This window comes from Mycobacterium sp. E2989, from assembly GCF_001667595.1.
Classification (GTDB): domain Bacteria; phylum Actinomycetota; class Actinomycetes; order Mycobacteriales; family Mycobacteriaceae; genus Mycobacterium.
Map to the genome: position 1 here is coordinate 95,938 of NZ_LZJX01000138.1, position 23,855 is coordinate 119,792.

Here is a 23,855-nt window from a genome sequence, read left to right on the forward strand (position 1 = left end):
ACGCTGGGCACACGCCGATCACTGGCCTGCAACCGCACGGTTACCACGAGCGATGGCGTCTCGCTGTCCGTTCGGGACTGGGGATCTCACGCCGCCGGCCATACGGTCGTGCTCCTTCATGGTTTTTGCCTGAACAAAGAGTCGTGGAATATCCAGATGACGCAGCTAATTCGCCTCTGGGGCAACAATATCCGGATCATCAGTTACGATCATCGCGGCCACGGCGACTCCGGCGATGCGCCAATGCACACGTACCGGATCGACCGACTCGCTGACGACCTCGCCGAGGTGCTGGTGGCGCTTCGCGTTACAGGCCCTCTCACCCTGGCGGGACACTCGATGGGCGGAATGACAGCCTTGGCCTATCTACGCCGGCCAGCCAGCTCGCGTCCCGTTGAGCCGGAAAGCCTCGTTCTCGTCGCGACCGCCGCGGGGAGCCTTGGTTCACACGGCCTCGGTCGGCTGCTGAACACCCCGGCGACAAGCATGATCTACAACCTCGTACACCGCATGCCGCGCGCGGGGACCGATCAGGTTGTTCAATTGCTCGCCCGTCCGGTGTGCGCGGCACTGACCAGGCACGGCGGATACGGTGAATCCGCACCGAAATCGTTGGTGGCTATGTCCGCGGCCGCCGTCAACGCGACCCCGTCGGCGACCAAAGTCGGCTTCCTGCTCGGTCTGAGGGAGTACGACTGCTCTCAGACCCTGAGCTCCATCACGGCCAAGACAACCATCATCAGCGGAGGAGCGGACAAGCTCACGCCGATGTGGCATGCCCGCAAGTTGGCCGACGGTATCCCGGCGGCGACTCTCATTCACCGGCACGCCGCCGGGCACACGCTCTTGCATGAAGTCCCGCAGGTGGTCACCGAAGCGATCAGCTCCAGCGTCGCCGCCGACTATCACCATTTCAGGGCCGATGAAGCAGGCGCATGCGCGGCGTCAGACCCGCCGCCAGACGATGACTTTCCTATGAGCCATGCCACTTCGGCGCGTAATACATCACCCGTGGCAGGTGAGGAGCGAGTGTCGTGACCCGGTTGGTCCGGTTCCCCTTTGCGCACACGATTCACTGGGGATTACGCGATCCTCATGCTGACCGTTCGGCGGGCTGGGGCTGCGGCAAGCGCGTCTCAGCCCGCCGACCACCATGCAAAGTACCCAACATCACGACCCGCCGCGGCCGGCCGATCGCATCGCCGCAGTTGTTCGCCGCACGGATCGCCCTGAAGAACGAGAACCATTTCCCAGCAATGACTTTGATCGCGTCAGGCCTTCGTCTCACAGAGTTGCTCGGATGTCCCCACATCGCTGTCTCGAATGGGGTTCTTTGTCCGTCTGCACGCACACTTAGGCCGACGGGGTCGGGCGTGATTCACCTTCATGCGGCGGTCGGATTGACAGGGCTGTCAAATATCGAAGCCACTACGTATACACCGACCCGGTTCTAAACATCACCCGCTGGGCGATGGTGACCGCGCTCCCCCGCTGCCAACGTAGTCATTGGACTCTTGGAACGCCGTGACCGCGGCCGCTCAACCGGGAAGTGGCGCCGAGAGCAAACGACACAGCGGAATCGAGAAAACGATGATGAGCACACTGTTGGGGATGCTGATGATGTTGCCAGTCGTATTCGGCGTCGGTGGATACGTGTTGGTTACCCGACGACCATGAGCACCCCGGCGCTCTCACGGCGTTTCATGTTGAGACCTCGGTCACCCCATGTCGAGACGCGGAGTCATCGCATCGATGCGAGAAGAGGGAAATTGCGGTGAGCGGACACAGCATTAGCGTGGCTCGCGAGAAAACCGTTGTGCCGGTGGTGGGACGAGGGCCCGCCGGCCCAAACGGCCACCGGCGACGCACGCCGGAGGTCATCACGGGGAACGCATCTGACTCAACGGGTTCACGGCTACTGCCGGTCACGACGAGCCTGGCCGCCCCCGCCGGGACAAACTGGGATACCGAGACGCGAGCGCCCACTCCGGAGGCCTCAACACCGAGTTTTCCACCCCGGCTGGTGGATTCAACGCATTCGCGGAGTTCGGACATGACTGGGTCAGCTAACGACAGCGACAACGGGGTCGGAGAAGCCGCCGCCCGCACGATTCTCCTCGGCACCAAACTGCACGTCCCGGCCATTGCGGCCAAGCTCGTTCACCGCACCGCCTTGCTCGACGCACTGTCGGCGGGGCGCCGCTGCAAGCTGACCCTACTGAGCGCGCCGGCGGGATGGGGCAAGACGACATTGCTGGCGCAGTGGGCCCTGGCTGCGGGTGAGGACAGGCGATTTGGCTGGCTGTCACTCGATCCCGCTGACAGCGACCCAGTATGGTTTTGGATGTACGTGGTCGCCGCGCTGCAGAAGACCAATCCCGGGGTGGGGATTCGCGCGGTCGAACTCCTCGCGTTGGGCGCCGACCCAGTGCAGGTGGTTCTGCCTACGCTGCTGAATGATCTGGACACGATCGAAAGCCCGACGGCGCTCATCCTCGATGACTACCACTTGGTGGCAAATCGAGCAGTCCATGAACAGCTTGCGTTCTTTATCAGCCGGATGCCGGCGAATCTGCACTTGGTATTGGCCACCCGATCGGATCCGGCGTTGCCGTTGGCGCGACTCAGGGCGAGCGGCGAGCTTGCTGAGATCCGCACCGACGATTTGCGGTTCGGCGCTATCGAGGCGACCCATCTGATGAATGACGTGCTCGGACTGGACTTAGACCACGCAGATATTCAACTGTTGCACCAACGCACCGAGGGTTGGGCTGCCGGCCTCTACCTCGCCGCTCTCTCGCTTGCCGGTCGCGCTGATGCCGCCGCGTTCATCCGGACGTTCGCCGGCGACAATCGCCATATCGTCGACTACTTGATGGCCGAGGTGCTCGACGGTCAGCCACTCCAGCTGCGCAGCTTTCTGTTACGCACCTCGATCTTGGGACGGCTCAGCGCTGCGCTGTGCGATGCGTTGCTGCAAACGTCTGGCTCAGCATTGGTGTTGGAGCAGATCGAACGTGAAAACCTGTTTCTGGTGCCACTGGACAGCTCGCGTCACTGGTATCGCTACCACCAGCTGTTCGGAGAGTTGCTGCGCACCGAACTGCGTCGCAGCGAGCCCGACCTCGTCGCCGATCTGCACCGACGAGCCGCAACCTGGTTTGAGAGCGAGGGCCTCATCGACGAGGCGGTCCGCCACCTGGTCGCCGGCGGTGATATCGCGCGAAGCGCAGACCTGATCGCCGCGGACTGGGTCGACGAATTCAACGGGGGCGGCGTCTCGACCGTCTCGGGCATGCTTGATCTGCTGCCCGAAGAAACCGTTCGACAGGATCCGAGGCTGAGCGTGGCCCGCGCGTGGATCGCCCTCAGCGTTGGTGAACTCGACGGCGCGGCCCAGTGGATCCGGACCATTGAAGGCCGACAGCCGGGCGACGGCGCGGGTGACAGCGCTGTCTGCGCTCAGGTTGTCGTGTTGCGCGCGATTCACTCGCTGAAGACGGCGGACGTCGGCGCGGCGCTGGACACCGCTCGGCGGGCTATCACCCTCGATCTCGCCGAAGGACCGCTGGGCCAATCCAGCGCCTACTGCATATATGGAGCCGCGCTGTACTTCTCTGGCAGCACCCGTGAGGCGCAAGCCGCCTTCCGGCGGGCCGTACACCTGGCCGAGAAGGTGGGCGATCGTCGCGTCCGCACATACGCGTTGGGCCATTTGGCACTGATTTCAGCCGAAGATGGCCAGCTGGCGGACGCCGAACGTCAGATCCGCCGGGCCTCTGGGAGCGCCCGGGACCTGGCGGATCCGGAACACCTCGTCGACGTGATGGTGTCTCTTGCCACGGCCAAACTCCTCCGGGTGCGCGGTGACGCGGCTGCAGCACTCGCCGCCGCCGACATGGCCGTCATGTCCGCGCGCCAAGGAGGAGCAATCCCCGAGGTGATCAAGGCGCTGTCGGTCAAAGCGGAGATCATCGAGCATCTCGGCGACCGCGAGACCGCCAGGGCAATCCTCGAGGAGGTCGGCACACTGGTGCGCGATTGCACGGACACCGGCATCGCCTCGACACTGCTGGCTCCGGCAGAGCGGAGGGCGGGCGTCGCGGTGACGTCGCGCCATGAGCGGTGCCCGGTCACTGAGGAGCTGACCCCCAAAGAGTTCGAGGTTCTTCGCCTGCTCGCAACCCGGTTGTCGCGACGTGAAATCGGCGAGCGGCTATACGTCTCGCTCAATACCGTGAAGACCCACCAGCGCGCCATCTACCGCAAGCTCGGCGTCGAGCAACGCAGCTCGGCGGTCGGCCGGGCGCGAGAACTCGGCCTGCTGTAATCCGCCTTCCCGCCCCAAACCGGACCGGCCGGCCGGCCGGGAATCATCTCATCCGAGAACGCCTCCAGTGATCACCTCGGCGAGCCGACGGATGATGCACCCGTGCGGTCGAAGAGAATCCGTGCCGCAGGAGGTTTCCTCGTCGGCGTCTCACCCGGGTGAATTGTGCGCGCGGATGAAGACAGCTCGCCCACTGCGCAGAGATAGTGGTCACTGATAACCGCCTGGATCAACGTCTCGACCAACTGCGCCGCCAACCAAGGCGGTCAGTTCGGCACCGGCCATGCGGTGAAACGACACAGTCAGGACGGGAGACCGCATGTCACACAATGAGGCCACCACCACGTTGACCGGCGGCCGGACAAGGCTTCGAGCGATTCACATGGCGCCCGTGGCCGCACGATACGGTCTGGTGATAGTCCTGGCCTGGTTCGGCGCCATGAAGTTCACTTACTATGAATCCCACGGCATTTCACATTGGGTGGCCAATAGCCCGCTCCTGAGTTGGGTGTACGAAATCATGTCGATCGACGCCTTTGGTCGCTTGAACGGATCAATAGAATTGATCACCGCAGCATTGCTTGCCGTCAAGCCGTGGTTCCCGAAGGCGTCCGTGGTGGGCGGCCTATTCGCCTCACTGTTCTTCGTGATCACGCTGAGTTTCATGATCACGACCCCCGGAGTCGGCGAGGCGTCTGCTGGCGGCTTTCCCGTTTTGTCCGCCGACGGGGAATTCTTGATGAAGGACATTGCGCTCATCGGCTTGGCGCTCTGGCTGCTTGCGGACTCGATCGACGCCACCCGCGGACAGGCTGAGCCGGTCAAACGGACTGACACATTCTGCGGATGAGGTTGCCGCTCAATCGGTGTTACCGCTGGCGACTGTACCGGTAAAAGCCGAATCCAGGGCGTGATTAACGATGGGTGAGGGTGTCGTATTGACGGGCGCGTGCGCACTAGTGAGCGCCGCGGCGCGCGGGACGCGTCCGACGGGCAGCGCGTCGATCATGGTCACCGCGAAGGTGTTAGCCGAGATCGATCTTCTGATCGCCAAGTGTTGCGTCGATATCATCGGGGCCACCCCCTCCGGCTCCCGGTTCGCTCAACGCAGGTATGAGATGGTCACGGCCCCGATCCGATTGGATACGATCAGCGGTGATCCGACGGTGGTTATCCGCTACACCGGTATCGCCGAACGCACTGAGCTCGCGGTGTCCCTGCGGTTCGAGGCCGAAGACCGATTCACACAGCGCACCTTGACATTTCATCATGATGTCGGAGGGGTCTGCCTCACCGCACAATCACCAGTGGTCACCAGACGAATGCCGCTGCGCCGGTTCCGTTCCGTCTGAACGCATCGCACGAATCACCCGGGCGAGCAGATAGCTGGGTGATGACGATTCACCCCGCGTGCGGACATGCTTATCGAAGAGCAGATGTCGCCGGGTTCATGGCCACACAGCGGGGCGTAGCCTAGGCCCACGTAGGTGGCGACTGGACCGGAAGCATAGCCAAAAACGAGTCGTCCAGCCGGCGCCGGCGGAGCCCGGGAAGGAAACCACCACGTGGGCACAGGTTTTGAGACCAAAGAGACTATCGATCCAGGTGGTTTCTGACATGAAACGTGCCCTGGCCCGATTGGCGTCGTCGACGACTCTTCACCCGGCGAGTTGCATTTCGCGTGCGCAATCGCGTCCCACGAATTCCGGGCCGACCATCTCCGATGAAGACATGGCGTGGCTACTGGCCGATGCGGTGACATCGGGTCTGACCGGCTACGAACGCACGCTCGTCTTCATCGAGTTGGGATGCGGGGAAGGCTATCTCGCGATCAAGCGCATCCTCACCACGCTCTTGTCAAACCCGATCCCGTTGCCGGTATCGATATTCTCGAAGCTGGCGGTCTGGCTGAATAGCTATGCCGGCAACCCAGAGGAATCACAACTGCGCATGATGCTTGACGTCATTCGACTGCAGCAGTTCAAGGCGGTTTAGGTGGTGTGCGTCAGAATCGCCTCGAATAATCTCGGGAAGCGTGGCCGGGTGAGCCGGCGGGATGGCTCACCTCACCCACACGAGGCCTTGCGGACCCGATGCATTCGAAAAGTACGACGATGACTGAGGCCTATGTGTTGGGGGGTGTACGGACCCCGTTCACCCGCTATGGCGGCACGCTGTCGGGTATTCGGGCCGACGACCTGCTGGGCATGACGATGAAGGGCGCGTGTGACCGGCTGGGTGTGCCGCTCGATGCCGTCGAGGACATCGTGGCGGGGTGCGTGAACCCGGCTCACGAGGGCATGGGCGACATCGCCCGCTGGGCGGCGTTGGCCGCGGGGTTTCCTGACACCGCGGCCGGGGCCACCGTGAACAGATTTTGCGGATCATCGCTCAGCGCGGCGGTGACGATCAGCCATGCGATCAAGGCCGGCGACCTCGGGCTAGGTATCGCCTGTGGCGTCGAGTCGATGTCGCGGTCGGGGTGGGCGTTGATGAAGGGCGAAGCCGCGTTCAGCCCCCGAGGTCCGGTTGTCATGCTCGACACCATGTGGAGCGGTGCTGGAGGACCGCCCAATGCGGTACTACTGGCCCGCAACGCTTACATCAGCATGATCGAGACCGCGCAAAATGTCGCCGACCGCTACTCGCTGAACCGCGAGGAGATCGACGCCTTTGCGCTGCGATCCCAGCGAAGCGCCAAGGCCGCTCGTGATCGAGGTCGACTGGCCAAAGAGATTATGCCCGTGACGATCCCAGCGACAAAGAAGGCGCCCGCCCGCCTAGCAGAACATGACGAGTTCATCCGCGATGACACCACCGCTGAGGTGCTGGCGGCTTTACCGGCCCAGCCCGGAACGACTCAAATGACCGCGGCCAACTCCTCGCCTTTGAGTGATGGCGCCAGTGCCGTCGTCATCGCTTCCGGAGAGCGAGCCAGCGAACTCGGCATCGAGCCGTTAGCCCGAGTGATATCGAGCGCGGTCTATGGCATCGATCCCCTCATTATGGGGGTGGCCCCCGCATGGGCGATTCCGGCCGCGATCCGCCGGGCCGGGCTTGTCCCCGAGCAGATCGACGTGTGGGAGGTGCATGAGGCGTTCAGCGCCCAGGCACTCGGCGTGTTGCGGGAATTACCAAACCAGCTGGACGGTTTCGTGGTTCCCGATGACAAGCTGACACCCAATGGTGGCGCGGTGGCGATCGGACACCCCTTCGGGGCTACCGGAGCTCGCTATCTGCTGACGTTGGCGATCGAATTGGCTGAAAGAGGCGCCCGTTACGGGGTGATTGGGGTCTGCATTGGCTCGGGCCAGGGAGTAGCGGTGGTCTTGGAAAGCGTTGCCGCCGCGGAGTAACAACGCGCGAACGACCGAACGGCCGCGCCCGCCGGTCACCCTCACCCGGGTGAATCGATGACGAGGGCGATGACATCTCGCCCGGCTCGGCGACACTCTGGTCGATAAAGAGTTGCGGATGCTTCTACGCAGGTCGCGGCTCTCGGGCAAGCCGCCGTGTCTCACCGATGGTTCGCACTGACACCGCGGCCAAACCGCAAGCATGTCGGACGAAAAAGAAGGGGCACTAACCGGTGAACCCCAGAACAGCACTGCGACTTTGCGATAGAGCGTTGCCGCGCCATCGTCTCACCAGTCGGGTCGCGCGCAATGTCATCGCCATCGAACACTTCGTGGCGGTCCCAGCCGATTGAGTAGGACGAACAGCCGAGTCGGATGCTGATGTGCCTGCGAAGGTTTCGGCGCCGGCGACCGACGATCTACTCATCACCCAAGGAAGGCACCTCGCGATGAGTGCACCAGTACCCCCGGAATATGACCTGGTGGTCGTCGGCGCCGGCTCCGGCGGATACGTCGCTGGCATCCGCGCGGCCCAACTCGGCTTGGCCGTCGCCATCATCGAAGAACGCTACTGGGGCGGGGTCTGCCTCAACACCGGCTGCGTGCCGTCAAAATCCTTGCTGCGCAACGCCGAGATCGCCTCCATCCTGAAGCACCAGGCAGACGAGTTCGGCATCCGCGGCAACATCCACCTCGACTACGCCCGTGCCGTGTCACGCAGCCGCGAAGTCGCCGACGCCCGGGTGCGTGGCGTGCACTTCCTCATGCGCAAAAACAAGATCACCGAAATCGACGGGCGCGGCCGCTTCACCGGAGCCCACACACTCGACGTCGAGCTGCGCGACGGCGGCACCAGCACCCTCCGCTTTGACAACGCCATCATCGCCACTGGCTCACGAGTGCGGACGCTGCCCGGGATCACCCTGAGCGAGAATATCGTGACCTACGAACAGCAGATCCTCGATGCGACGACACCCGAGTCCATCATCATCATCGGCGCCGGCGGAATCGGCATGGAATTCGCCTACATCCTCGACAGCTACGGCGTCGACGTCCAAATTCTCGAGTACGCTGACCGCGCACTCCCCAACGAAGACACCGACGTCTCCAAGGAACTGACCCGCCAGTACCGACGCCGCGGCATTCCCATCCACACCAATACCCGGGTGGACGCGGTGATCGACCAAGGCGACCGCGTCACCGTCACCCACACCGACGGCAGCGGCCACACCACCTCAGTCGACGCCGCCCGCGCGTTCATCTGCATCGGATTCTGCCCCAACGTCGAGAACCTCGGCCTCGACAGGCTCGGCGTGCACCTCACGACGAGCGGGGCAATCGACATCGACGACTACATGCGCACCTCGGCTCCCCACATCTTCGCGATCGGCGACGTCACCGCCAAAGTGCAACTGGCCCATGTCGCTTCGGCCCAGGGAATCGTCGCCGCCGAGACCATCGCCGGCGCGCCGACCATGCCCTTGGACTACCGCATGATGCCACGAGTGACGTTCTGCCAACCCCAAGTTGCCAGCTTCGGTTACACCGAAGACCAGGCCCGCGCCACCGGCCGCGATATTCGCGTCGCCACGTTTCCCATGCAGGCCAGCGCAAAGGCGCACGGCCTCGGCGAACGGGCGGGCTTCATCAAACTCATCGCCGACGCCGCGCACGGCGAGCTACTCGGAGCCCACCTCGTCGGTGCCGAAGTCAGCGAGCTACTGCCCGAGCTCACCGCAGCCCAGCTCTGGGACCTGACCGCCACCGAGCTGGCCCGCAACGTGCACACCCATCCCACTCTGGGTGAGGGACTACAGGAGTGCTTCCATGCACTCACCGGACACGCCATCAACCTATGAGGCCGTTGCTCACGGTGCTCATCGAATCCCTCCTCTTCATCTGTCCTGAACTGCGTCCGTCCGCGACGTCGCCAGCGAAATACGCTGTAGTGAAAAGCGCTTCGATAGATCTCTCTTCATGAAGCCGGACGTAGCTGTCCGGTTCATCCGGCCGGTTTCCCCTTTACATCCGTCAACAAAATCGAGATTGCGCCCTTGGCTTCGAAGATTGCCAGGTGAATACGATCGGAGCTCTCGTGTCCGTGCTGTCGTAGCACAGCCTCGAGATCGGCAGTGGTCATTCCGCATCGACGAAGGTTGCGTCGGTCGACGTGTCCGTTGCGGATCAGCACTTTGAGAGGCGGATCGATGACACGTCGAATCGCCGGAATGAAGCGCAATCTCGCTAGTACAGCGTGGGCGACGAGAAGACTGATGAGCGCCGAGGTTGCGTTCAGCCATGAGCTATCGCTGGCGGTTGCAGCCCGACCGACGATGGCTCCGGCCGCCACCGCAGCGATCCAGTCGAATGGCGCAAATTCGGCGAGGGTCCGGCGCTCCATGAAACGAAAGAGGATTGCAGCGGTGAGGAATAGCGCCGAGGCTTTGACGGCCGCATCGACCGCGCCGGGCGGGTCACCAATCAGGGAATGAAATATTCGGTCCACCCGTGCCTCCGACCTCGCGACTGAGTGCAGACGTCTACTTCCTGCCCGAGTCGACGATCGCGACGACCTCGATCTCGACACGCTGGCCGGGCAATGCGAGCGCTTCAACGCCTAGCGCGGTCCACAGCGGCATACTCGCGCCGAATCGCTTGCGGAACTGGTCCACCATCACCGCCATATGTTCAGTCCCAATGGAATCAGGGGTCGTGGGGACATGGTAGGAGTGGACGTTCACGACGTCGCGCCAGCTGGCGCCGGCCTCAGCGAGCGTCTTTTCAACGTTGTCGCACGCCCGGACTATCTCCTCCTCCAGGGGTGTGGCCGGCATGGCGAAGTCCGCGTCCCAGCCACCTTGGCCGGAGATCTCGATGCGATCACCGATGCGAAGAGCTTGGCGGTAGTGGTTTCGAGTGCGGGCTAGCTCGCCGTACCCGGGGGTGTCGAAGAACTCGAGTTCAGCCATGCTTCGGCCTCTTCTCCTCGTCGATTGTTGCCTTGCGACCGATCTGCTTGTCCGAACAGGACGGTCGGTCCGGGGCCCACAACCCGGATCCAACGACAACTATCCGTCGGCGTGGGGTGAGGTGTCCTCATCCGGCTGGGTAATTCACCCGGGTGGAAACCGGCGCATGGCGTGGACGCCGCCGCAGTCGCCCCATCGCATCCACGATGTCGGCGGTACCCACGCGGCGGGCAAGTGCGTCGAGGGACTCCATCAGGGGGCCGGGATCGGGACACGCCAAGACTGGGCACCGCGGAAGTCGAGCCACACTTCGGTGGGCGTTCGCACCAGGCGGGCAAGGACGTCTCCGCAGCATGGACAACGCACCACGATGCCGGGTCCGCGTTGATAGACGTGACATTCGGCGAAGGCCCTGGCGCAACCGCATTTCCCACAAGTCAACGTCGCGGTGGTGACGTCGAATCCCAGTACTTCTGCGAAGACGCCCGCGGCCGCGTTACCGTCGACGTGCGTTGGTTCGGTCACCACTTCTCGCTTTCGGATTGGCTGCTCGGCCCGAACCGCTCGGTCCGGATCGCTGACGGTTGATGCCCCTGCTCGATCAGCATCGCGGTGACCGATTCTACGAATCCCGTTGGACCGCAGACGTATACGCGTGTGCCGACGATTGACGCCCACTCGGATGCCATGTCAGCGATACGGACCCGCCCCGGCGGCCGAGTCGCCTCCGCTGGGGCCACGCGGGTGTAGACCAGCCCAACCTGCAGCCAGCCGCATTCGCGCTCGAGCCGGCTCAGCTCTTGGGCGTAGTACACGTCGCCGGGACTGCGCACCGAATAGACCAGCCGAAAGTCGGCGCTGCCCGCCACTACCCGCTGTCGAAGCATAGCCATCAACGGCACGATTCCCGATCCGCCGCCGATGAGCAGAACCCGAGCGGCGTCGTCGTCAGGCTGCCAGACGAACCAGCCGCCGATGGGTCCTCGGAGTTCGACCTCGTCTCCGGCGACAAGCCCGACGAGGTAGGGTGAGACTTCCCCATCGGGAATCTGCTGCACGGTGAGCTCGATGCGCTCACCGTCGGGTGGTTTGCTCAGCGAATAGCTGCGTTGCGCGGTGTACCCGTCTGCGGCGGTCAGCTTGAGATCAATGTGCTGCCCCGCCAAGTAGCCGCCCCAGCCCGGCACGGTCAGCTCTATCGTGTGCGCAGACTCCGTCTCGGGCTCAGAGTCCACCACACGCGCGACTCGCCACCGTAACTTCGGTCTCAGGTGACCATCCACAACCGTCGTCAATCCCCGGCGTAGCGTTGTTCTTGCCACGGGTCGCCGTAGTTGTGGTAGCCCAACCCCTCCCAGAATCCCGGTATGTCGCGGTCGCGCAGCTCGATGGATCTCACCCACTTCGCGGACTTCCAGAAGTACAGGTGCGGCACCAACAGTCGTGCCGGCCCGCCGTGCACCGCGCTAAGCGGTGCGCCCTGGTAGACATAGACGATCCAAGCCTTCCCGCCGAGAAGGTCGCCCAACGGAAGATTGGTGGTGTATCCGCCGTAGGAACCGACCAGTGCGAATCTGGCGGTGGTGTCGATCGATTCGAAGAGCGTGTCCAGGGAGACGCCTTCCCACTCGGTATCCAGCTTGGACCAGGTGGTAACGCAGTGAATGTCCACGGTGAGCCGCTCACTGGGCAGGAGTTTGAGCTGGGCCCAGGTCCACGAGTGTTCAGCGCCGCGCTCGTCGCGAATGGTGAATCGCCAGTCATCAAGATCGATCCGCGGAGTGGGTCCCGCTTGCAGGACAGGGAAGTCCACGGTCAAATGCTGCCCGGGCGGGAGCTCACGCACCGACTCGCCGCGTCGTCCGCGAAAGCCCTTGTTGACGATGGTCATTGGTGTTCACCACGCTGCTTGCTGAATGTCATTCCGCGCCGGCCGCCTTCGGTAGCTGGACGACTGCGCCGGCCGTGTATTCGGCGTCAGTGCCCGGATCGAATCCCATCGACAACACGGTGCGGGGGAAGAAGACGTCGGTGAGGTACGCCAGCGCGACTGCCCAGCGGTTGACGAGCCGGGGAAGCGCATAAAGGTGGTAGGCGCGGGCGACAAACTTCGCGGCATAGCCCGATAGGTGGATGCCCAGCGGGTTGGCGACGGCGTAGCGTGGACCCAAGTCGACCACCATGCCCTGATCGCTGTGGCGGTAATCCTTCCGCACACCGTAGCCGAGGCTGGCGGCGACGTTGCGGGCCAACGTCTTACCTTGCCGACTCGCATGCTGGGCGGTGGGCGGGGCGATCTTGCCCGGCTGGGTAAGGTCCGGGACCGCGGCGGCGTCGCCCGCGGCAAAGACCTCGGGATGACCTGGTACCTGCAAGTCGGCCTGCACTTTCAGCCGGCCCCGTTCCGTCTCCAAGCCCAGTGTGGCGATCAGCGGTGACGGGGTCACGCCGGCCACCCACGCCACGGTGTAAGTGTCGATGCGTGAATCATCGCTGAGCACAACATGATCGGCGTGGACCTCCTTGATGGTCGTCCCCAGCCGCACGTCGACCCCGCGAGAGCGCAGCACACGCATCGCCGCGTCGCCGAGCTTCTGCCCCAGCTCGGGCATGACTCGGTCCGCCAAGTCGAGCAGCACAAACCGCACAGAGGCCCCATCGAAACCCATTTGCTTCGCCGCTGCGTCGGCGAGCGCGCGCAGCTGCGCCGTCAATTCGGAACCGGAATACGACGCACCGACAACGACAATCGCGCGGCGCGCTGCGGCGCGTGCCTCGTTTTCGTCGACCTGAGCCAGTTCCAACTGCTCGATCACACGATCACGAAGATACAGCGCCTCGGCCGTCGACTTCAGACCGTGCGCGTATTTGGCCAAACCCGGCGTATCCAAAAGCCGGGTCACCGAGCCCGGTGTTAAGACCAGCCGATCCCACGACAGCGTCCCTCGCCGACCCTCCGGATCGGTGAACGACAGTAGACGCCGATCGAAGTCAACGCTATCGACCAATCCACGCACCGCCCGCACGCCCGTCAGCGTTCCGGCCAGCGGGACACAGACAAACCGGGGGTCCACCAGCCCACCGGCCACATCCGCCAGCAACGGCGTGTACTGCAGATAATCGACCGCCGAAACGATGGTCACCCTCACATCCGAGGCGCGCGCCTTATCAAGCCGTCGGGCCAGTCGCCGCGCGCACTCGAAACCGGCGAAGCCGCTGCCGACGATCACAACCGAGGTGGTCGGTGGCGCCTTCTGCGGTTGACGGCGGTCCGAGACCGGCTTCATATCTCTTCTCCTGTTTGGCATCTGGGTGGCGACGTGGTGTTGACGATCGATCGCACGACGTTGTCGTGCTCCTCGGTGACCACGCGACTGCGGCGCGGTAGACAGCTGTGGAGATATCCAGCACGAGCATCGCCCGACGCCAACGATCTGTCATCACTCCTCAGGCCGATTCACCCGGGTGATAATGCTCAATCCGGAATCCGGCTACACCGAATCGACTGCTCGTGCGGGCTGAGTGACGCGTGCTTCGAGGGAGTGCGAGCGGCGCACCTCGTCGACCTGGTGAATTCGTGCATCAGTCGAGCTCGGAGCGGGCTACGAGCCGGCGGGCCACCTCGGTGATCGAACCGGACAGCGACGGATATACCGCAAGCGTCTGCGCCAAATCATCGACGGTAATGCGGTTTTGAACAGCGATCGCGATCGGTAGTATCAACTCGGAAGCGATCGGCGCGACCACCACGCCGCCGATTATCACGCCGCTGTCCTGTCGGCAAAATAGCTTGACGAATCCCTGATGCAGCTCCGACATTTTCGCCCGCGCATTGGTTTTCAACGGCAGCATAATGATGCGGGCCTGAATGGACCCCTGGTCGATCGCGGCCTGCGAGACACCGACCGCCGCGACCTCCGGGTGGGTGAACACCGTCGCCGCAACGGTACGCAATCGCAGCGGATTCACGGCCTCACCGAGCGCGTGATACATCGCGATGCGGCCCTGCATGGCTGCAACGGAGGCCAACGGCAAAAGACCGGTGCAGTCCCCCGCCGCGTAGATGCCCGCGACCGATGTGCGCGATACGCGATCGACTGCAATGTAGTCGCCGGGCCCTGATCCGATGCCCACACGCTGTAGGCCTAGCCGGCCGGTGTTGGGGACTGACCCGAGTGTCATCAACGCGTGGGTGCCTTCGACCGTTCGCCCGTCGGCCATTGTCACGAGCACCCCGCCGTCGGTGCGCCTCACGGATTTTGCCCGGGCGCCCTTGATTACTTCGACGCCACGTTGGGCGAAAGATTCCTCGAGCACCTGTGCGGCGTCGGCGTCCTCGTGCGGCAAAACCCGGTCGCGGCTCGCTACCAGCATTACCGCCACACCCAACTCGGTGTAGGCATTGGCGAATTCGATACCAGTCACCCCGCAACCCACCACGATAAGGTGGTCGGGCAGCGAGTCCAGGTCATAAAGCTGGCGCCAGGTCAAGATCCGCTCGCCGTCGGGGTGTGCCGACGGCAGGATCCGGGGGCTGGCGCCGGTGGCGATCAACACGACATCGGCATCGCGCACCGTCGTACTGCCGTCACGCGCGGTGACTTTGACGCGGTGGCGCGCCAGACCGGGAGCCGCATCCACCAATTCGCCGCGGCCGGCGATCAACTCAACGTCCACAGCCAGCAGCTGGGCCGTGATATCCACCGATTGCTCAGCGGCGAGCGCCTTGATCCGCTGGTGGACTTCTGCCAAACAAATCTTGGCGTCGTCGACGTGGGCGTCAAAACCCAGCCTGGTCGCCCGCCGCAGTTCGGTGCGCAGCCCCGTCGAGGTGATAAAGGTCTTCGACGGCACGCAGTCACACAACACCGCGGCACCGCCGACCCCGTCGGAATCGACAACGGTGACGCGCGTTACGGCAGGACCTCGTGCCGCCGCTACTAGCGCTGCCTCATAACCGGCCGGGCCACCGCCAAGGATCACAATGCGGGTTACCACGGCTCAGATTTCACCCACTGGCCGCACGGTAGGTCATCGGAGACGCCATACCTCACCCGCGCTCGTCGTCGACGACGATATGCATGGCGGCTTCCTCCGCCGAGGCGGCGCCGCCGTCGATGCCGACGTCGTGGGCAAGGTAATCCGCACCCGGATCAGCTGGATCGACGTCGAAGGCGACAAGCCGGCCTGCGCGCATATCGCCGACCTGATCGTCGATGGGCTCACCGTCGCTGTCGGCGCTATCACCAATCCCGTCGCCATCCCACTGGTCGGTCACGTCGGGCACCTCACGGGCCAGTCGGCGCGCAAGACTTTCATGGGTGCGCGCTTCCCTCGCGGTCAGTCCCCACGCTCGCAGTTCGCGGGGGCGTTCCGGAGGCGAGTAACCTTCGTCGAGGTCGATGCCCGTCTGTTCTGAGTCCAAGCTTTCTTCTGGCTCGAGCAGATGGGCCTGCACATCATCGAATTCAGAAATCCCCACCCGGCACCGTCTCCGTTCCGTAACTGCAAAGGTTTCGACAACAACACACAGCTGCACAGCCATCGACGTCGTGATCATGGCGCGCAGAAGGGTGAGCTGTCGTCGTCCACCTCGGTCGATCACCCGGGTGATCTGGCGGCCAACTTGACCTGGCAGCGGCGCGGGCGCTCATCCGGATGAAATGTCCCGGTGGGTGATGACTGCTCACCCCGCGGTGATCGATGCTGGCACCAGGTTGGCAAGCGCAGGTGCTGTGGAGGTTAGATGCGATGACAGGCGCACGTGCAGCTAGCGGCTCACGCACTTGGTTGGCGCAGTCCGTGAGACGCCGGCCCGTCGAGCAGGACAGGCCTTGCCTCGCGCCCGCGGCCTGCTTGGCTGGTGCGCGCGAGGGCGAGCCACGCTCCACGCCACTACATTTCGCGATAGCGGGAGAATAACGTGGGTTACGTACGAGCCGAATCGACGAAGGCGCCAGCCGGCGCGCTGAACGCTCAGTTTGAAAGCGCCATCACCCCGCTCCTTGAGCCGCTGTATCGGCACGCTCTTCGAATGACCTCCAATCGAGCGGATGCGGAGGATCTCGTGCAAGAAACGCTGCTCAACGCGTATGCCGGTCTCGGGTCATTCGAGCCCGGGACGAACCTCAAGGCATGGCTGCGGCAGATCATGACCAACACTCATATCAGCAGTTATCGGCGGCAAAAGCGCCGTCCCGCCCAGCATCCGGCTGGTGAGATCACCGATCAACAGCTCGTGGTCAATGCCCCCTGCACCCATCGGTTCCTACGGTCGGCCGAGGACCAGGCGCTCGAGATGCTGCCAGACCCCTACCTCAAGGCTGCAATGATGCTCTTGCCTGAGCAGTTTCGCATCGCGGTGTATTTCGCCGACATTGCGGGATACACGTATAAAGAGATCGCCGTCCTGACGGACACCGGACCAGGAACCGTAAGTTCCAGGCTCAATCGCGGCCGAAAACAGTTGCGCGATTTGCTATCCAGCTCGCCAACTAATCACGAGGCGAGGGTAGCGAGTTGATGCTGCTCGACCGGTAGATCAGCTGGCCCGATGAACACAACAAGCGCTCAGCACACGGCAAGCATGGTTAGCGTTGAACCGACCGCGACCAGGAGGCAGCGAACTTGGACACCCCGTCGCGTTCCAGGAGAGCGAACACATCGTGCAGGTCGATGCCGAGGGCGGTCAGCCGGTCGAACACCTCCTGGGCCTGCGCCGCCTTGCCGGTCACGATGTCACCGACGACGACGCCGTGATCGGCGACCGCCTCCAGCGTGGGCTCTGGAATCGTGCTGACGGTGTTGGGCGCCACCAGTCCGGTGACGTACATCGTGTCGGGGTAGGCGGGGTTTTTCACTCCGGTGGAGGCCCACAGTGGTCGTTGCAGGCGAGCACCCGCGGCGCGCAACGCCGCGTAGCGCGGCTCGGCTTCGAAGACCTGCTGATAGGCGGCGTAGGCCAATCGGGCGTTGGCGATGCCCGCCTGTCCCCGCAGCGCGAGCGCCTCATCGGTCCCGATTGCCTCGAGTCGCTTGTCGACTTCGGTGTCCACCCGGGATACGAATAATGATGCTACCGAATGGATTTGGGATAGGTCGGTGCCCGCGTGCCGGGCGGTTTCGATGCCGGCCAGATAAGCGTTCATGACCGCCCGGTAGCGTTGGACGGAAAAGATCAGCGTCACGTTGACACAAACACCCTTGGCCAACGCCGCGGTGATTGCGGGCAGACCGGCGGCGGTGGCCGGTATTTTGATTAGCACGTTGGGCCGGTCGACAATCTTGGCCAGCTCGACCGCCTGCGTGACTGTCGCATCGGTGTCGTGCGCGAGCGACGGGTCGACTTCAATGGACACTCTTCCGTCGACGCCGCCGGAACCTTCCCATTGTGGACGCAGGACATCGCAGGCCGCCCGGACGTCGTCGGTGATCGCCGTGCGGACCGCGGTGTCGATGTCCGTGCCGCGGGCCGTCAGCTCGGCGATCTGGCCATCGTAGGCGCGGCCGTTTGCAAGTGCATGCTCAAAGGTGGACGGGTTAGTGGTCACGCCGACAACGCTTCTCGTGTCGATAAGCTGTCGCAGCTTGCCGGATTGCAGCAGACCGCGGGACAAGTTGTCCAGCCAAACCGACACTCCCGCCGCCGACAACGCGGCCAGGTTCGGGTTCTGAGTCATCCCGTCGCCGCCGCTCGCCCATCGCTGGGCCGCGGTAGAACCCACCCCACGGCGCATGCTGTGCCAGAAAGCACCAGCGGCGCGTACGCGCTCAACAGCACCTGCCAATGCGGCGGGGCTGTCGCCCTGTCTTGTGTTACCGAGCCCATGTCGTTGCTAAGCCGGCTTGTCGCGTCCAGCCGCCGCGGCCTTTGCCCCGTCACCGCGGTTGGGTACCGTCCAATCGGGGCGGACGTAGTGGCAGGTGTAGCCCGATGGGTAGCGCTGCAGGTAGTTCTGGTGTTCGGGTTCGGCTTCCCAAAACTCACCGGCCGGGTTCACCTCGGTGACGACTCTGCCGGGCCACCTCCCGGAATCCTCGATGTCGGCGATGGTTCGCGTTGCGATTCGCTTTTGCTCGTCGTCCAGATAGAAAATTGCCGACCGGTAACTGGTTCCGACATCATTGCCCTGACGGTTCTTGGTGGTCGGGTCGTGGATCTGGAAAAAGAATTCCAACAGCGCCCGATAATCGGTCTGGTCTGCGTCGTAGGTGATTTCGACTGCCTCGGCGTGCCCGGGGTGATTGCGGTAGGTGGGGTGTGTGTTGCTGCCACCGGTGTAGCCGACACGGGTGGTCACCACGCCGGGCTGCGCGCGGAAGAGGTCCTCCATGCCCCAAAAGCACCCGCCCGCGAGAATAGCGATCTTGTCGTGCCCGGTCATGATTGTCGCTCGCCGACGCTTTGGGCCTGTTCCGATACGTCGTTCGCGAACAATCGCAGATATCGTCCATAACCCTGGGCTTCCAGGTCATCGCGGTGGATGAATCGCAGCGATGCCGAGTTGATGCAGTAGCGCAGGCCGCCCGCTTCTCGGGGGCCGTCCGTGAATACGTGCCCCAGATGACTGTCGGCATGGGCGGAGCGCACCTCGACCCTTTGCATGAAGTGGCTAAGGTCGCGCCTCTCAACCAGGCTGTCCGAGTCGATCGGCCGGGTGAAGCTGGGCCAGCCACTTCCGCTGTCGAATTTGTCCACCGAGGCGAAGAGTGGTTCGCCAGAAACAATGTCGACGTAGATGCCTGGTTCATGGTTGTCGCAGTATTCGCCTGTGAACGGAGGCTCCGTGCCGCTCTCCTGGGTGACGTGGTATTGCTGGGGGCTGAGCGCGTCGACCGCGGCAGGGTTCTTGCGGTATTGGTGTGACATCTGGTCTCCTTCGTTCGGGCAGGCTTGTTTAGTTGCGCCCGGCCATGATGCCGCCGTCGACGTTGAGAATCGCACCGGTGACCCAGCTGGCCGCATCAGACAGCAGATACGTCACTGCGTTGGCCACGTCGGCAGGGTTCCCGACTCGTCCCAGCGGATGAAGCGGCGCGAAAGCGGCAAGCGTGGCGTCGATCTCGTCCTTCGGGATGAAGCCCTCGTAGAGCGGGGTCTTGACCACAGCTGGCGCCACCGCGTTGACGCGAATGTTGTGGCCGGCGAGCTCGATGGCCAGGTTGTGGGTGAGCGCATGCAGGCCGGCCTTTTGCATCGAGTAAACCGACGAAGGAGTCAGACCGATCGCCTGGTGTGCCCACATGCTGCCGATGTTGACGATGGACCCGCCCTCCCCCTTGGCGATCATGCCCGCGACAACGGTCTGCGTCAGGAAGAACAGGGCATAGTTGAGCTCCATGTACGAGTCATAGGTCGGCGCGTCATATTCGAGAAACGGCTTGGGGATGAAGAATCCGGCCGCGTTGACGAGCAGCGTCGCATCGCTGTGGTTCTCGGAAAGTGCGCGCTGAACATCGGCGACCGCGGTGCGATCGGTCAGCTCCGAGGTGATCCCCCACGCCTGGCCGCCTTCGCCCGTCAGTTCGGTCACCGTGTCATCCACACGGTCTTTCGACCGTCCGATGATCACCGCGCTACCGCCGTGGCGCATGACGTCAACGGCGACCTGCCGGCCCATACCGGCGCTGCCCCCGACGACGACGACCTTCTTGGAATCGAAGTGCATGGTGAGACCCTTCTGCTAATCGTTCTCGACGGCTCGCCGCTGGGCCATCGCCTTTGCCCGGCAACGCGATTTGTAGCCTTGGCGTCGACGTCCGGCGCCCCGATGTCAAAGTCGAACTGCCGTCGAGTCTGCTGCGTCGCGGGGTGAGCCGTCATCACCCCGGCGTCGATTCACCCGGGTGAGTGCATCCCCGAGGCCAACATCGACTCCGCGGGGACGCTCAGAGGCCGGCTATTTCTGCTGAGTTATGAACGCGCAGTGGGTAATTCAGCGTGGCCGCAATCACCGAGCGGGTAGGCTTGCCTCGAGTCTTAGCGATGCTCACGACAAGATGCGGAGCAAAGCGATGGCGAATGTCGTTCACCAAGTAGGCCGCCATATCCCCGGCAGTCAATTCCATTGCGGGTGACGCACCATCAATTGCGCCGTGGCGGTACAAGAATGATGGCGCCGGCGAGGTAGTTACTTGATCCCGTGATGTCGAAGCCCTTGAGAAGACAGTGAAGGAGCGTCAAACATGTACGGGCCAGATGAAGAAGTAGTGCTGATCACCGAGGCCGTCGCTTTGCCGGGCAAGGGAGACGACCTGCGACGCGCGTTCGTTGGGTTAATTCCTCCGTCGCTGGCCGAAGGAGCCGTTAGCACCTTTAGGCTGCACGAAGATCGCGATCGACCCGGGCATTTCACACTTTATCAGCGGTTCCGCAACCAGCACGGCGTCGACCTCCACGTTCAAACCGATCATTTCGCGCTCAGCGTGGAAGCCTTGTCACAGTTTGCTCAGGACGGCGAGGCCCAGACCACCTTCTACCGGGTGGTGAGTGGCTGAGCCTCCAGATGTCGCGACAAAAGCTTGGCCAACTTCCTGCTTAGGTTACATCCAGGCTAGACCGCTTACGGAGCCTGCGCACACGCCGGCTCTGGCAGATCAAGGTCCGCTTTGTTTAGTCGATAGACCTCAAGGGTCAGGTTGTAGTACTTGTCGGTTTCACCGACCCATTCCATGCCCACTCGTCGAGCCGTAGCCACTCCGCGATCATTGCCTGGCCGCACGACTGCGAAAACCTCGCTGACACCGATATTTGTGAATGCTTGATGCGCCACCGCATGACCGGCCTCCGCACCGAAACCGTGCCCCCATAGAGCCGGCGCAACCTGCCAGCCGATCTCGAGATCGGTGCAGCCGGGTGGTAGAGGAAGCAGTGCCACTCCCCCGACTAAGTCGCCGGAGTACCTATCGGTGATCGCCCACCGTCCCACGGGCAGGCCGGATCCGTCGCTCTGCCGGATCCATTCGCCCAAGAGATGACGCATGTGGGCGCGGTCGGCGATCAACGGCAGCGCCGGACACAGCCAACGCGAAACCTCCGGCGCTCCGTATATCCCGTAAGCGGCACGGTCGTCTTCGAATTGCCATGGGCGCAACTGGAGACGGGCCGTCAGGATGCGTCGGGTGTGGGGGTCCCATTCGACGTGACGGTGATCATCCAATGTCGCCTCCTTCAGATCGTGAAAACTCATACCGGAAAAAGTGACCCACTAGGAAAGCAACGCCCGTAAAGAAGGTGACGATCGCGGTCGGGGGTGGTACCGACATAGAGTGGTCGCCGAGTTGAGCGGTTGGCCTATGCCTCGGCGACGCGAAGCACAACCTTCCCCTTCTTCCCGCGCTGCTCGGTGCGCGCAAAAGCCTCTTGGAATTGGTTCAGCGCAAAGACCGTGTCGATCTGCGGATGCAGCTCCGGAAGCGCCGCGAGCTGCGCTCCGTTCGGCTCCACAACGAAGTACTGCGCGCCCGGCGTCTCGGCCGCGATCGTCACGATGCGCCCGGCGCGCTCTGCGCTACGAGCAAGCGCCTCACCGCCGGTGGTGTCGAACAGGAGGTCGCAGTCCTCTCCTTCGCCGACCAGAACCGCCCCGAGGTGCCGTGCGAGTTGAGCGGCGATGTGCCCGACGCCGCCGTGCACGCCCGTGATGAGCACGCGCTGCCCGGCCGTGACCTTGCCGTGGACGACCAGCGCCTGAAACGCGGTCAGTCCAGTCATCGGAAGCGCCGCGGCTTGCTCGCGGCTCAGCGCGGATGGCTTCGGAGCGAGCAGGGATTTCGGTACCGCGGCCCACTCGGCGGCGACGCCGTCGTGGTCGAACGGTGTCAGCGCGATGACCTCCTCGCCGGTCGATTCGACGACACCGCACAGCTCATATGAGGGGATCGCCGGCAACCGATCGGTCGGCCAGGCCAACTCACCCCGTGTGATCGCCGCGGCATGGACCCGCACAAGCGCCTCGTCCGGCCCGGGCTCGGGTTGGGCAATCTCTTCTAGTCGTAGTCCGTCCGCGTACAGACGTATCGCCCTCATGAAATTCTCCTTCGTATGATTTGTGATTACACAACGAATAGTGCTGACAGCACTTAGCTTTTCGGGTTCAGCTCCAGTGTCGGGGTTTCTAGAGCATCACCACAACCTGCAGAATGTCGGAGACGAACACGATCGACCGGTCGCAGGTCGGGCATCGAGCGATGCGGCGGGAAAGCCACCGCACCGGCGCCGCCGGCCGTAACTCGCGCACCGTGCACTCGGCCGTGTATTCCAACGCGTCGAGATGGCCGGCGCACACGAAGCCGCACGCATTGCCGGCCTCGTCACAGTCAAAGCGCTTGCAGTGACCGACCATGTGGAATTCGATATAGGCCTCCGCCGGTTGTTTGCATCGAAATCCGTTGTCCAAGAATGCGATCTGACATTGAGGGGCGAAATCAAGATGTTCGATGCCACGGGGAGCCACTGCCGGGTTACCCCCCAGCGGGGTGCCGATTGGGCTGGCAAGTGCACCATCGACCGCGCCGCGCGGACACTCATTCCGTCCAATCTGAACCGGCGAACTCGTGTTCGCGGCATCGATCGGTTGGCGGTCGAACTTCGCCGCGCGGACGCAGTGGACTGACGTCGGCGGACATCCGCCGTAGCCATTGGGCATCGGCGTTACCCTCTGAGCGTCAAAGTCGATGGGCACGTCGTGGCACTCCTGTGATTCTGCGTCGAGACCCCGTTAGGCGGTCCGCTCATCAGTGAGCTTGACGCGCGTCGGGGTGAATAGTCATCACCCCGACCGATCATTCACCCGGGTGAGTGACACAAGCGCACATCGGGTGGGCGAACGTTATGGAGTAAGCGGCGTGCGGTCCCGGGAAGACACCAATTCGCGGGCTCGCGACCTTAGTGATCTCGGTTACGGTCGGGTGATATCTCGCTTCGAACGGGTATGCCTGGCCGAACCCATCGCTATCACGATCGGAGCGCGCCGATGGCTACCACGGTCAAACCCCGTACGGCCAGGCTCGCGCTGGTCGCCGTGGCCGCGGTGATCCTCGGGTTCGTCGCCATGTGTCATTCGAGCGACACCGACACCGGCAATGCCGCCAAGCCGACGGTGCCGGCGGCGGCCGCACCCAGCCCACCGCCCAGCGCGTTCGTGGCGGCGCCGGGGTCGGCAAACACCTGGATCGTGTCCTTGATGACGTGGCTGCCGT

Annotated in this window: 25 protein-coding genes and 1 pseudogene; 10 read left to right on the plus strand and 16 right to left on the minus strand. The window is 63.5% G+C overall.

What is annotated here, in order from left to right; genetic code table 11:
• The first annotated feature begins 108 nt into the window (after positions 1-108).
• The 7 genes from A5680_RS24730 (at position 109) to lpdA (ending at position 9,545) form a co-directional block, all read left to right on the plus strand.
• On the plus strand, positions 109-1,038 hold the full coding sequence (locus A5680_RS24730; protein WP_231977690.1) for an alpha/beta fold hydrolase: 930 nt from the start codon (positions 109-111) through the stop codon (positions 1,036-1,038).
• Between the two features lie 1,015 nt (positions 1,039-2,053).
• A complete protein-coding gene (locus tag A5680_RS24735) occupies positions 2,054-4,330 on the plus strand; it encodes a LuxR C-terminal-related transcriptional regulator (protein WP_067824210.1) in 2,277 nt (758 codons plus the stop codon).
• Positions 4,331-4,649: 319 nt separating this feature from the next.
• On the plus strand, positions 4,650-5,180 hold the full coding sequence (locus A5680_RS24740; protein WP_067824212.1) for a YkgB family protein: 531 nt from the start codon (positions 4,650-4,652) through the stop codon (positions 5,178-5,180).
• A 109-nt stretch (positions 5,181-5,289) separates the two neighbouring features.
• On the plus strand, positions 5,290-5,682 hold the full coding sequence (locus A5680_RS24745; RefSeq protein ID WP_067824215.1) for a hypothetical protein: 393 nt from the start codon (positions 5,290-5,292) through the stop codon (positions 5,680-5,682).
• A 265-nt stretch (positions 5,683-5,947) separates the two neighbouring features.
• Positions 5,948-6,325 (plus strand): tryptophanase, encoded by a 378-nt coding sequence (locus A5680_RS24750; RefSeq protein ID WP_231977691.1) that lies wholly within the window; start codon positions 5,948-5,950, stop codon positions 6,323-6,325.
• 119 nt (positions 6,326-6,444) lie between these two features.
• Positions 6,445-7,686 (plus strand): thiolase family protein, encoded by a 1,242-nt coding sequence (locus A5680_RS24755; RefSeq protein WP_067824222.1) that lies wholly within the window; start codon positions 6,445-6,447, stop codon positions 7,684-7,686.
• A 449-nt stretch (positions 7,687-8,135) separates the two neighbouring features.
• Entirely contained in the window at positions 8,136-9,545 is a 1,410-nt protein-coding gene (gene lpdA, locus A5680_RS24760) for a dihydrolipoyl dehydrogenase (protein ID WP_067824225.1), read from the plus strand.
• 143 nt (positions 9,546-9,688) lie between these two features.
• Here lpdA and A5680_RS25535 read toward each other — a convergent pair whose 3' ends face one another.
• The 8 genes from A5680_RS25535 to A5680_RS25545 form a co-directional block, all read right to left on the minus strand.
• The gene (locus A5680_RS25535; RefSeq protein WP_067784451.1) at positions 9,689-10,192 is read right to left on the minus strand and encodes a DUF421 domain-containing protein; all 504 of its coding nucleotides are present in this window, start codon (positions 10,190-10,192) and stop codon (positions 9,689-9,691) included.
• 34 nt (positions 10,193-10,226) lie between these two features.
• The gene (locus A5680_RS24765) at positions 10,227-10,655 is read right to left on the minus strand and encodes a Rid family hydrolase (protein ID WP_067824228.1); all 429 of its coding nucleotides are present in this window, start codon (positions 10,653-10,655) and stop codon (positions 10,227-10,229) included.
• Positions 10,656-10,907: 252 nt separating this feature from the next.
• Positions 10,908-11,183, minus strand: coding sequence for a DUF6510 family protein (locus A5680_RS26420; RefSeq protein WP_082956190.1), 276 nt, complete (start codon positions 11,181-11,183; stop codon positions 10,908-10,910).
• The gene (locus A5680_RS24770) at positions 11,177-11,950 is read right to left on the minus strand and encodes a ferredoxin reductase (protein ID WP_369827710.1); all 774 of its coding nucleotides are present in this window, start codon (positions 11,948-11,950) and stop codon (positions 11,177-11,179) included. The genes A5680_RS26420 and A5680_RS24770 overlap by 7 nt, the downstream gene beginning before the upstream one ends.
• On the minus strand, positions 11,947-12,546 hold the full coding sequence (locus A5680_RS24775; protein ID WP_067275623.1) for a sulfite oxidase-like oxidoreductase: 600 nt from the start codon (positions 12,544-12,546) through the stop codon (positions 11,947-11,949). Before A5680_RS24775 ends, A5680_RS24770 begins: the two co-directional genes overlap by 4 nt.
• A gap of 28 nt (positions 12,547-12,574) precedes the next feature.
• Positions 12,575-13,942 carry an NAD(P)/FAD-dependent oxidoreductase gene (locus A5680_RS24780; RefSeq protein ID WP_067824235.1) on the minus strand — a complete coding sequence of 456 codons (1,368 nt, stop codon included), beginning with the start codon at positions 13,940-13,942 and terminating at the stop codon, positions 12,575-12,577.
• Positions 13,943-14,237: 295 nt separating this feature from the next.
• Positions 14,238-15,653 carry an NAD(P)H-quinone dehydrogenase gene (locus A5680_RS24785; protein ID WP_067824238.1) on the minus strand — a complete coding sequence of 472 codons (1,416 nt, stop codon included), beginning with the start codon at positions 15,651-15,653 and terminating at the stop codon, positions 14,238-14,240.
• A 52-nt stretch (positions 15,654-15,705) separates the two neighbouring features.
• The gene (locus tag A5680_RS25545; protein WP_369817976.1) at positions 15,706-16,131 is read right to left on the minus strand and encodes a DUF5709 domain-containing protein; all 426 of its coding nucleotides are present in this window, start codon (positions 16,129-16,131) and stop codon (positions 15,706-15,708) included.
• A 447-nt stretch (positions 16,132-16,578) separates the two neighbouring features.
• On the opposite strand from A5680_RS25545, the gene A5680_RS24800 reads away from it, so the two are divergent.
• Positions 16,579-17,178 (plus strand): sigma-70 family RNA polymerase sigma factor, encoded by a 600-nt coding sequence (locus A5680_RS24800; RefSeq protein ID WP_067824247.1) that lies wholly within the window; start codon positions 16,579-16,581, stop codon positions 17,176-17,178.
• A gap of 67 nt (positions 17,179-17,245) precedes the next feature.
• On the opposite strand, the gene tal is transcribed toward A5680_RS24800, so the two are convergent.
• The 5 genes from tal to A5680_RS25935 form a co-directional block, all read right to left on the minus strand.
• Positions 17,246-18,334: a transaldolase gene (gene tal / locus A5680_RS24805; RefSeq protein ID WP_067824250.1), complete on the minus strand. Its 1,089-nt coding sequence runs from the start codon at positions 18,332-18,334 to the stop codon at positions 17,246-17,248.
• 156 nt (positions 18,335-18,490) lie between these two features.
• Positions 18,491-19,039 (minus strand): peptide-methionine (S)-S-oxide reductase MsrA, encoded by a 549-nt coding sequence (msrA, locus tag A5680_RS24810; RefSeq protein ID WP_067824252.1) that lies wholly within the window; start codon positions 19,037-19,039, stop codon positions 18,491-18,493.
• Positions 19,036-19,524, minus strand: coding sequence for a peptide-methionine (R)-S-oxide reductase MsrB (gene msrB, locus A5680_RS24815; protein ID WP_067275645.1), 489 nt, complete (start codon positions 19,522-19,524; stop codon positions 19,036-19,038). The genes msrA and msrB overlap by 4 nt, the downstream gene beginning before the upstream one ends.
• Positions 19,525-19,552: 28 nt before the next feature.
• The gene (locus A5680_RS24820; protein WP_067824254.1) at positions 19,553-20,323 is read right to left on the minus strand and encodes an SDR family NAD(P)-dependent oxidoreductase; all 771 of its coding nucleotides are present in this window, start codon (positions 20,321-20,323) and stop codon (positions 19,553-19,555) included.
• 220 nt (positions 20,324-20,543) lie between these two features.
• On the minus strand, positions 20,544-20,723 hold the full coding sequence (locus tag A5680_RS25935; RefSeq protein ID WP_156675223.1) for a hypothetical protein: 180 nt from the start codon (positions 20,721-20,723) through the stop codon (positions 20,544-20,546).
• A 117-nt stretch (positions 20,724-20,840) separates the two neighbouring features.
• Here A5680_RS25935 and A5680_RS24825 point away from each other — a divergent pair, with 117 nt between their 5' ends.
• Positions 20,841-21,152: a putative quinol monooxygenase gene (locus tag A5680_RS24825; RefSeq protein ID WP_067275652.1), complete on the plus strand. Its 312-nt coding sequence runs from the start codon at positions 20,841-20,843 to the stop codon at positions 21,150-21,152.
• A 65-nt stretch (positions 21,153-21,217) separates the two neighbouring features.
• Here A5680_RS24825 and A5680_RS25550 read toward each other — a convergent pair whose 3' ends face one another.
• The 3 genes from A5680_RS25550 to A5680_RS26425 form a co-directional block, all read right to left on the minus strand.
• On the minus strand, positions 21,218-21,844 hold the full coding sequence (locus A5680_RS25550) for a GNAT family N-acetyltransferase (RefSeq protein WP_082950413.1): 627 nt from the start codon (positions 21,842-21,844) through the stop codon (positions 21,218-21,220).
• A gap of 104 nt (positions 21,845-21,948) precedes the next feature.
• Positions 21,949-22,566: an NADP-dependent oxidoreductase gene (locus tag A5680_RS24830; protein ID WP_156675224.1), complete on the minus strand. Its 618-nt coding sequence runs from the start codon at positions 22,564-22,566 to the stop codon at positions 21,949-21,951.
• A 205-nt stretch (positions 22,567-22,771) separates the two neighbouring features.
• On the minus strand, positions 22,772-23,302 hold the full coding sequence (locus A5680_RS26425; RefSeq protein ID WP_231977692.1) for a hypothetical protein: 531 nt from the start codon (positions 23,300-23,302) through the stop codon (positions 22,772-22,774).
• 327 nt (positions 23,303-23,629) lie between these two features.
• Here A5680_RS26425 and A5680_RS25940 point away from each other — a divergent pair.
• Positions 23,630-23,855, plus strand: a pseudogene (locus A5680_RS25940) (hypothetical protein); the annotation flags it as partial.

Excerpts from the sequence above, each read along its gene's own strand:
- A5680_RS25550 (WP_082950413.1), bottom strand. The coding sequence starts at position 21,844 with ATGAGTTTTCACGATCTGAAGGAGGCGACATTGGATGATCACCGTCAC.
- msrA (WP_067824252.1), bottom strand. The coding sequence starts at position 19,039 with ATGACCGGGCACGACAAGATCGCTATTCTCGCGGGCGGGTGCTTTTGG.
- A5680_RS24755 (WP_067824222.1), top strand. The coding sequence starts at position 6,445 with ATGACTGAGGCCTATGTGTTGGGGGGTGTACGGACCCCGTTCACCCGC.
- lpdA (WP_067824225.1), top strand. The coding sequence starts at position 8,136 with ATGAGTGCACCAGTACCCCCGGAATATGACCTGGTGGTCGTCGGCGCC.
- msrB (WP_067275645.1), bottom strand. The coding sequence starts at position 19,524 with ATGTCACACCAATACCGCAAGAACCCTGCCGCGGTCGACGCGCTCAGC.
- A5680_RS24825 (WP_067275652.1), top strand. The coding sequence starts at position 20,841 with ATGTACGGGCCAGATGAAGAAGTAGTGCTGATCACCGAGGCCGTCGCT.
- A5680_RS24765 (WP_067824228.1), bottom strand. The coding sequence starts at position 10,655 with ATGGCTGAACTCGAGTTCTTCGACACCCCCGGGTACGGCGAGCTAGCC.
- A5680_RS24780 (WP_067824235.1), bottom strand. The coding sequence starts at position 13,942 with ATGAAGCCGGTCTCGGACCGCCGTCAACCGCAGAAGGCGCCACCGACC.
- A5680_RS24775 (WP_067275623.1), bottom strand. The coding sequence starts at position 12,546 with ATGACCATCGTCAACAAGGGCTTTCGCGGACGACGCGGCGAGTCGGTG.
- A5680_RS24750 (WP_231977691.1), top strand. The coding sequence starts at position 5,948 with ATGAAACGTGCCCTGGCCCGATTGGCGTCGTCGACGACTCTTCACCCG.
- A5680_RS24740 (WP_067824212.1), top strand. The coding sequence starts at position 4,650 with ATGTCACACAATGAGGCCACCACCACGTTGACCGGCGGCCGGACAAGG.
- tal (WP_067824250.1), bottom strand. The coding sequence starts at position 18,334 with ATGACTCAGAACCCGAACCTGGCCGCGTTGTCGGCGGCGGGAGTGTCG.
- A5680_RS24820 (WP_067824254.1), bottom strand. The coding sequence starts at position 20,323 with ATGCACTTCGATTCCAAGAAGGTCGTCGTCGTCGGGGGCAGCGCCGGT.
- A5680_RS26425 (WP_231977692.1), bottom strand. The coding sequence starts at position 23,302 with ATGCCCAATGGCTACGGCGGATGTCCGCCGACGTCAGTCCACTGCGTC.
- A5680_RS25935 (WP_156675223.1), bottom strand. The coding sequence starts at position 20,723 with ATGGAATTGACTGCCGGGGATATGGCGGCCTACTTGGTGAACGACATT.
- A5680_RS24735 (WP_067824210.1), top strand. The coding sequence starts at position 2,054 with ATGACTGGGTCAGCTAACGACAGCGACAACGGGGTCGGAGAAGCCGCC.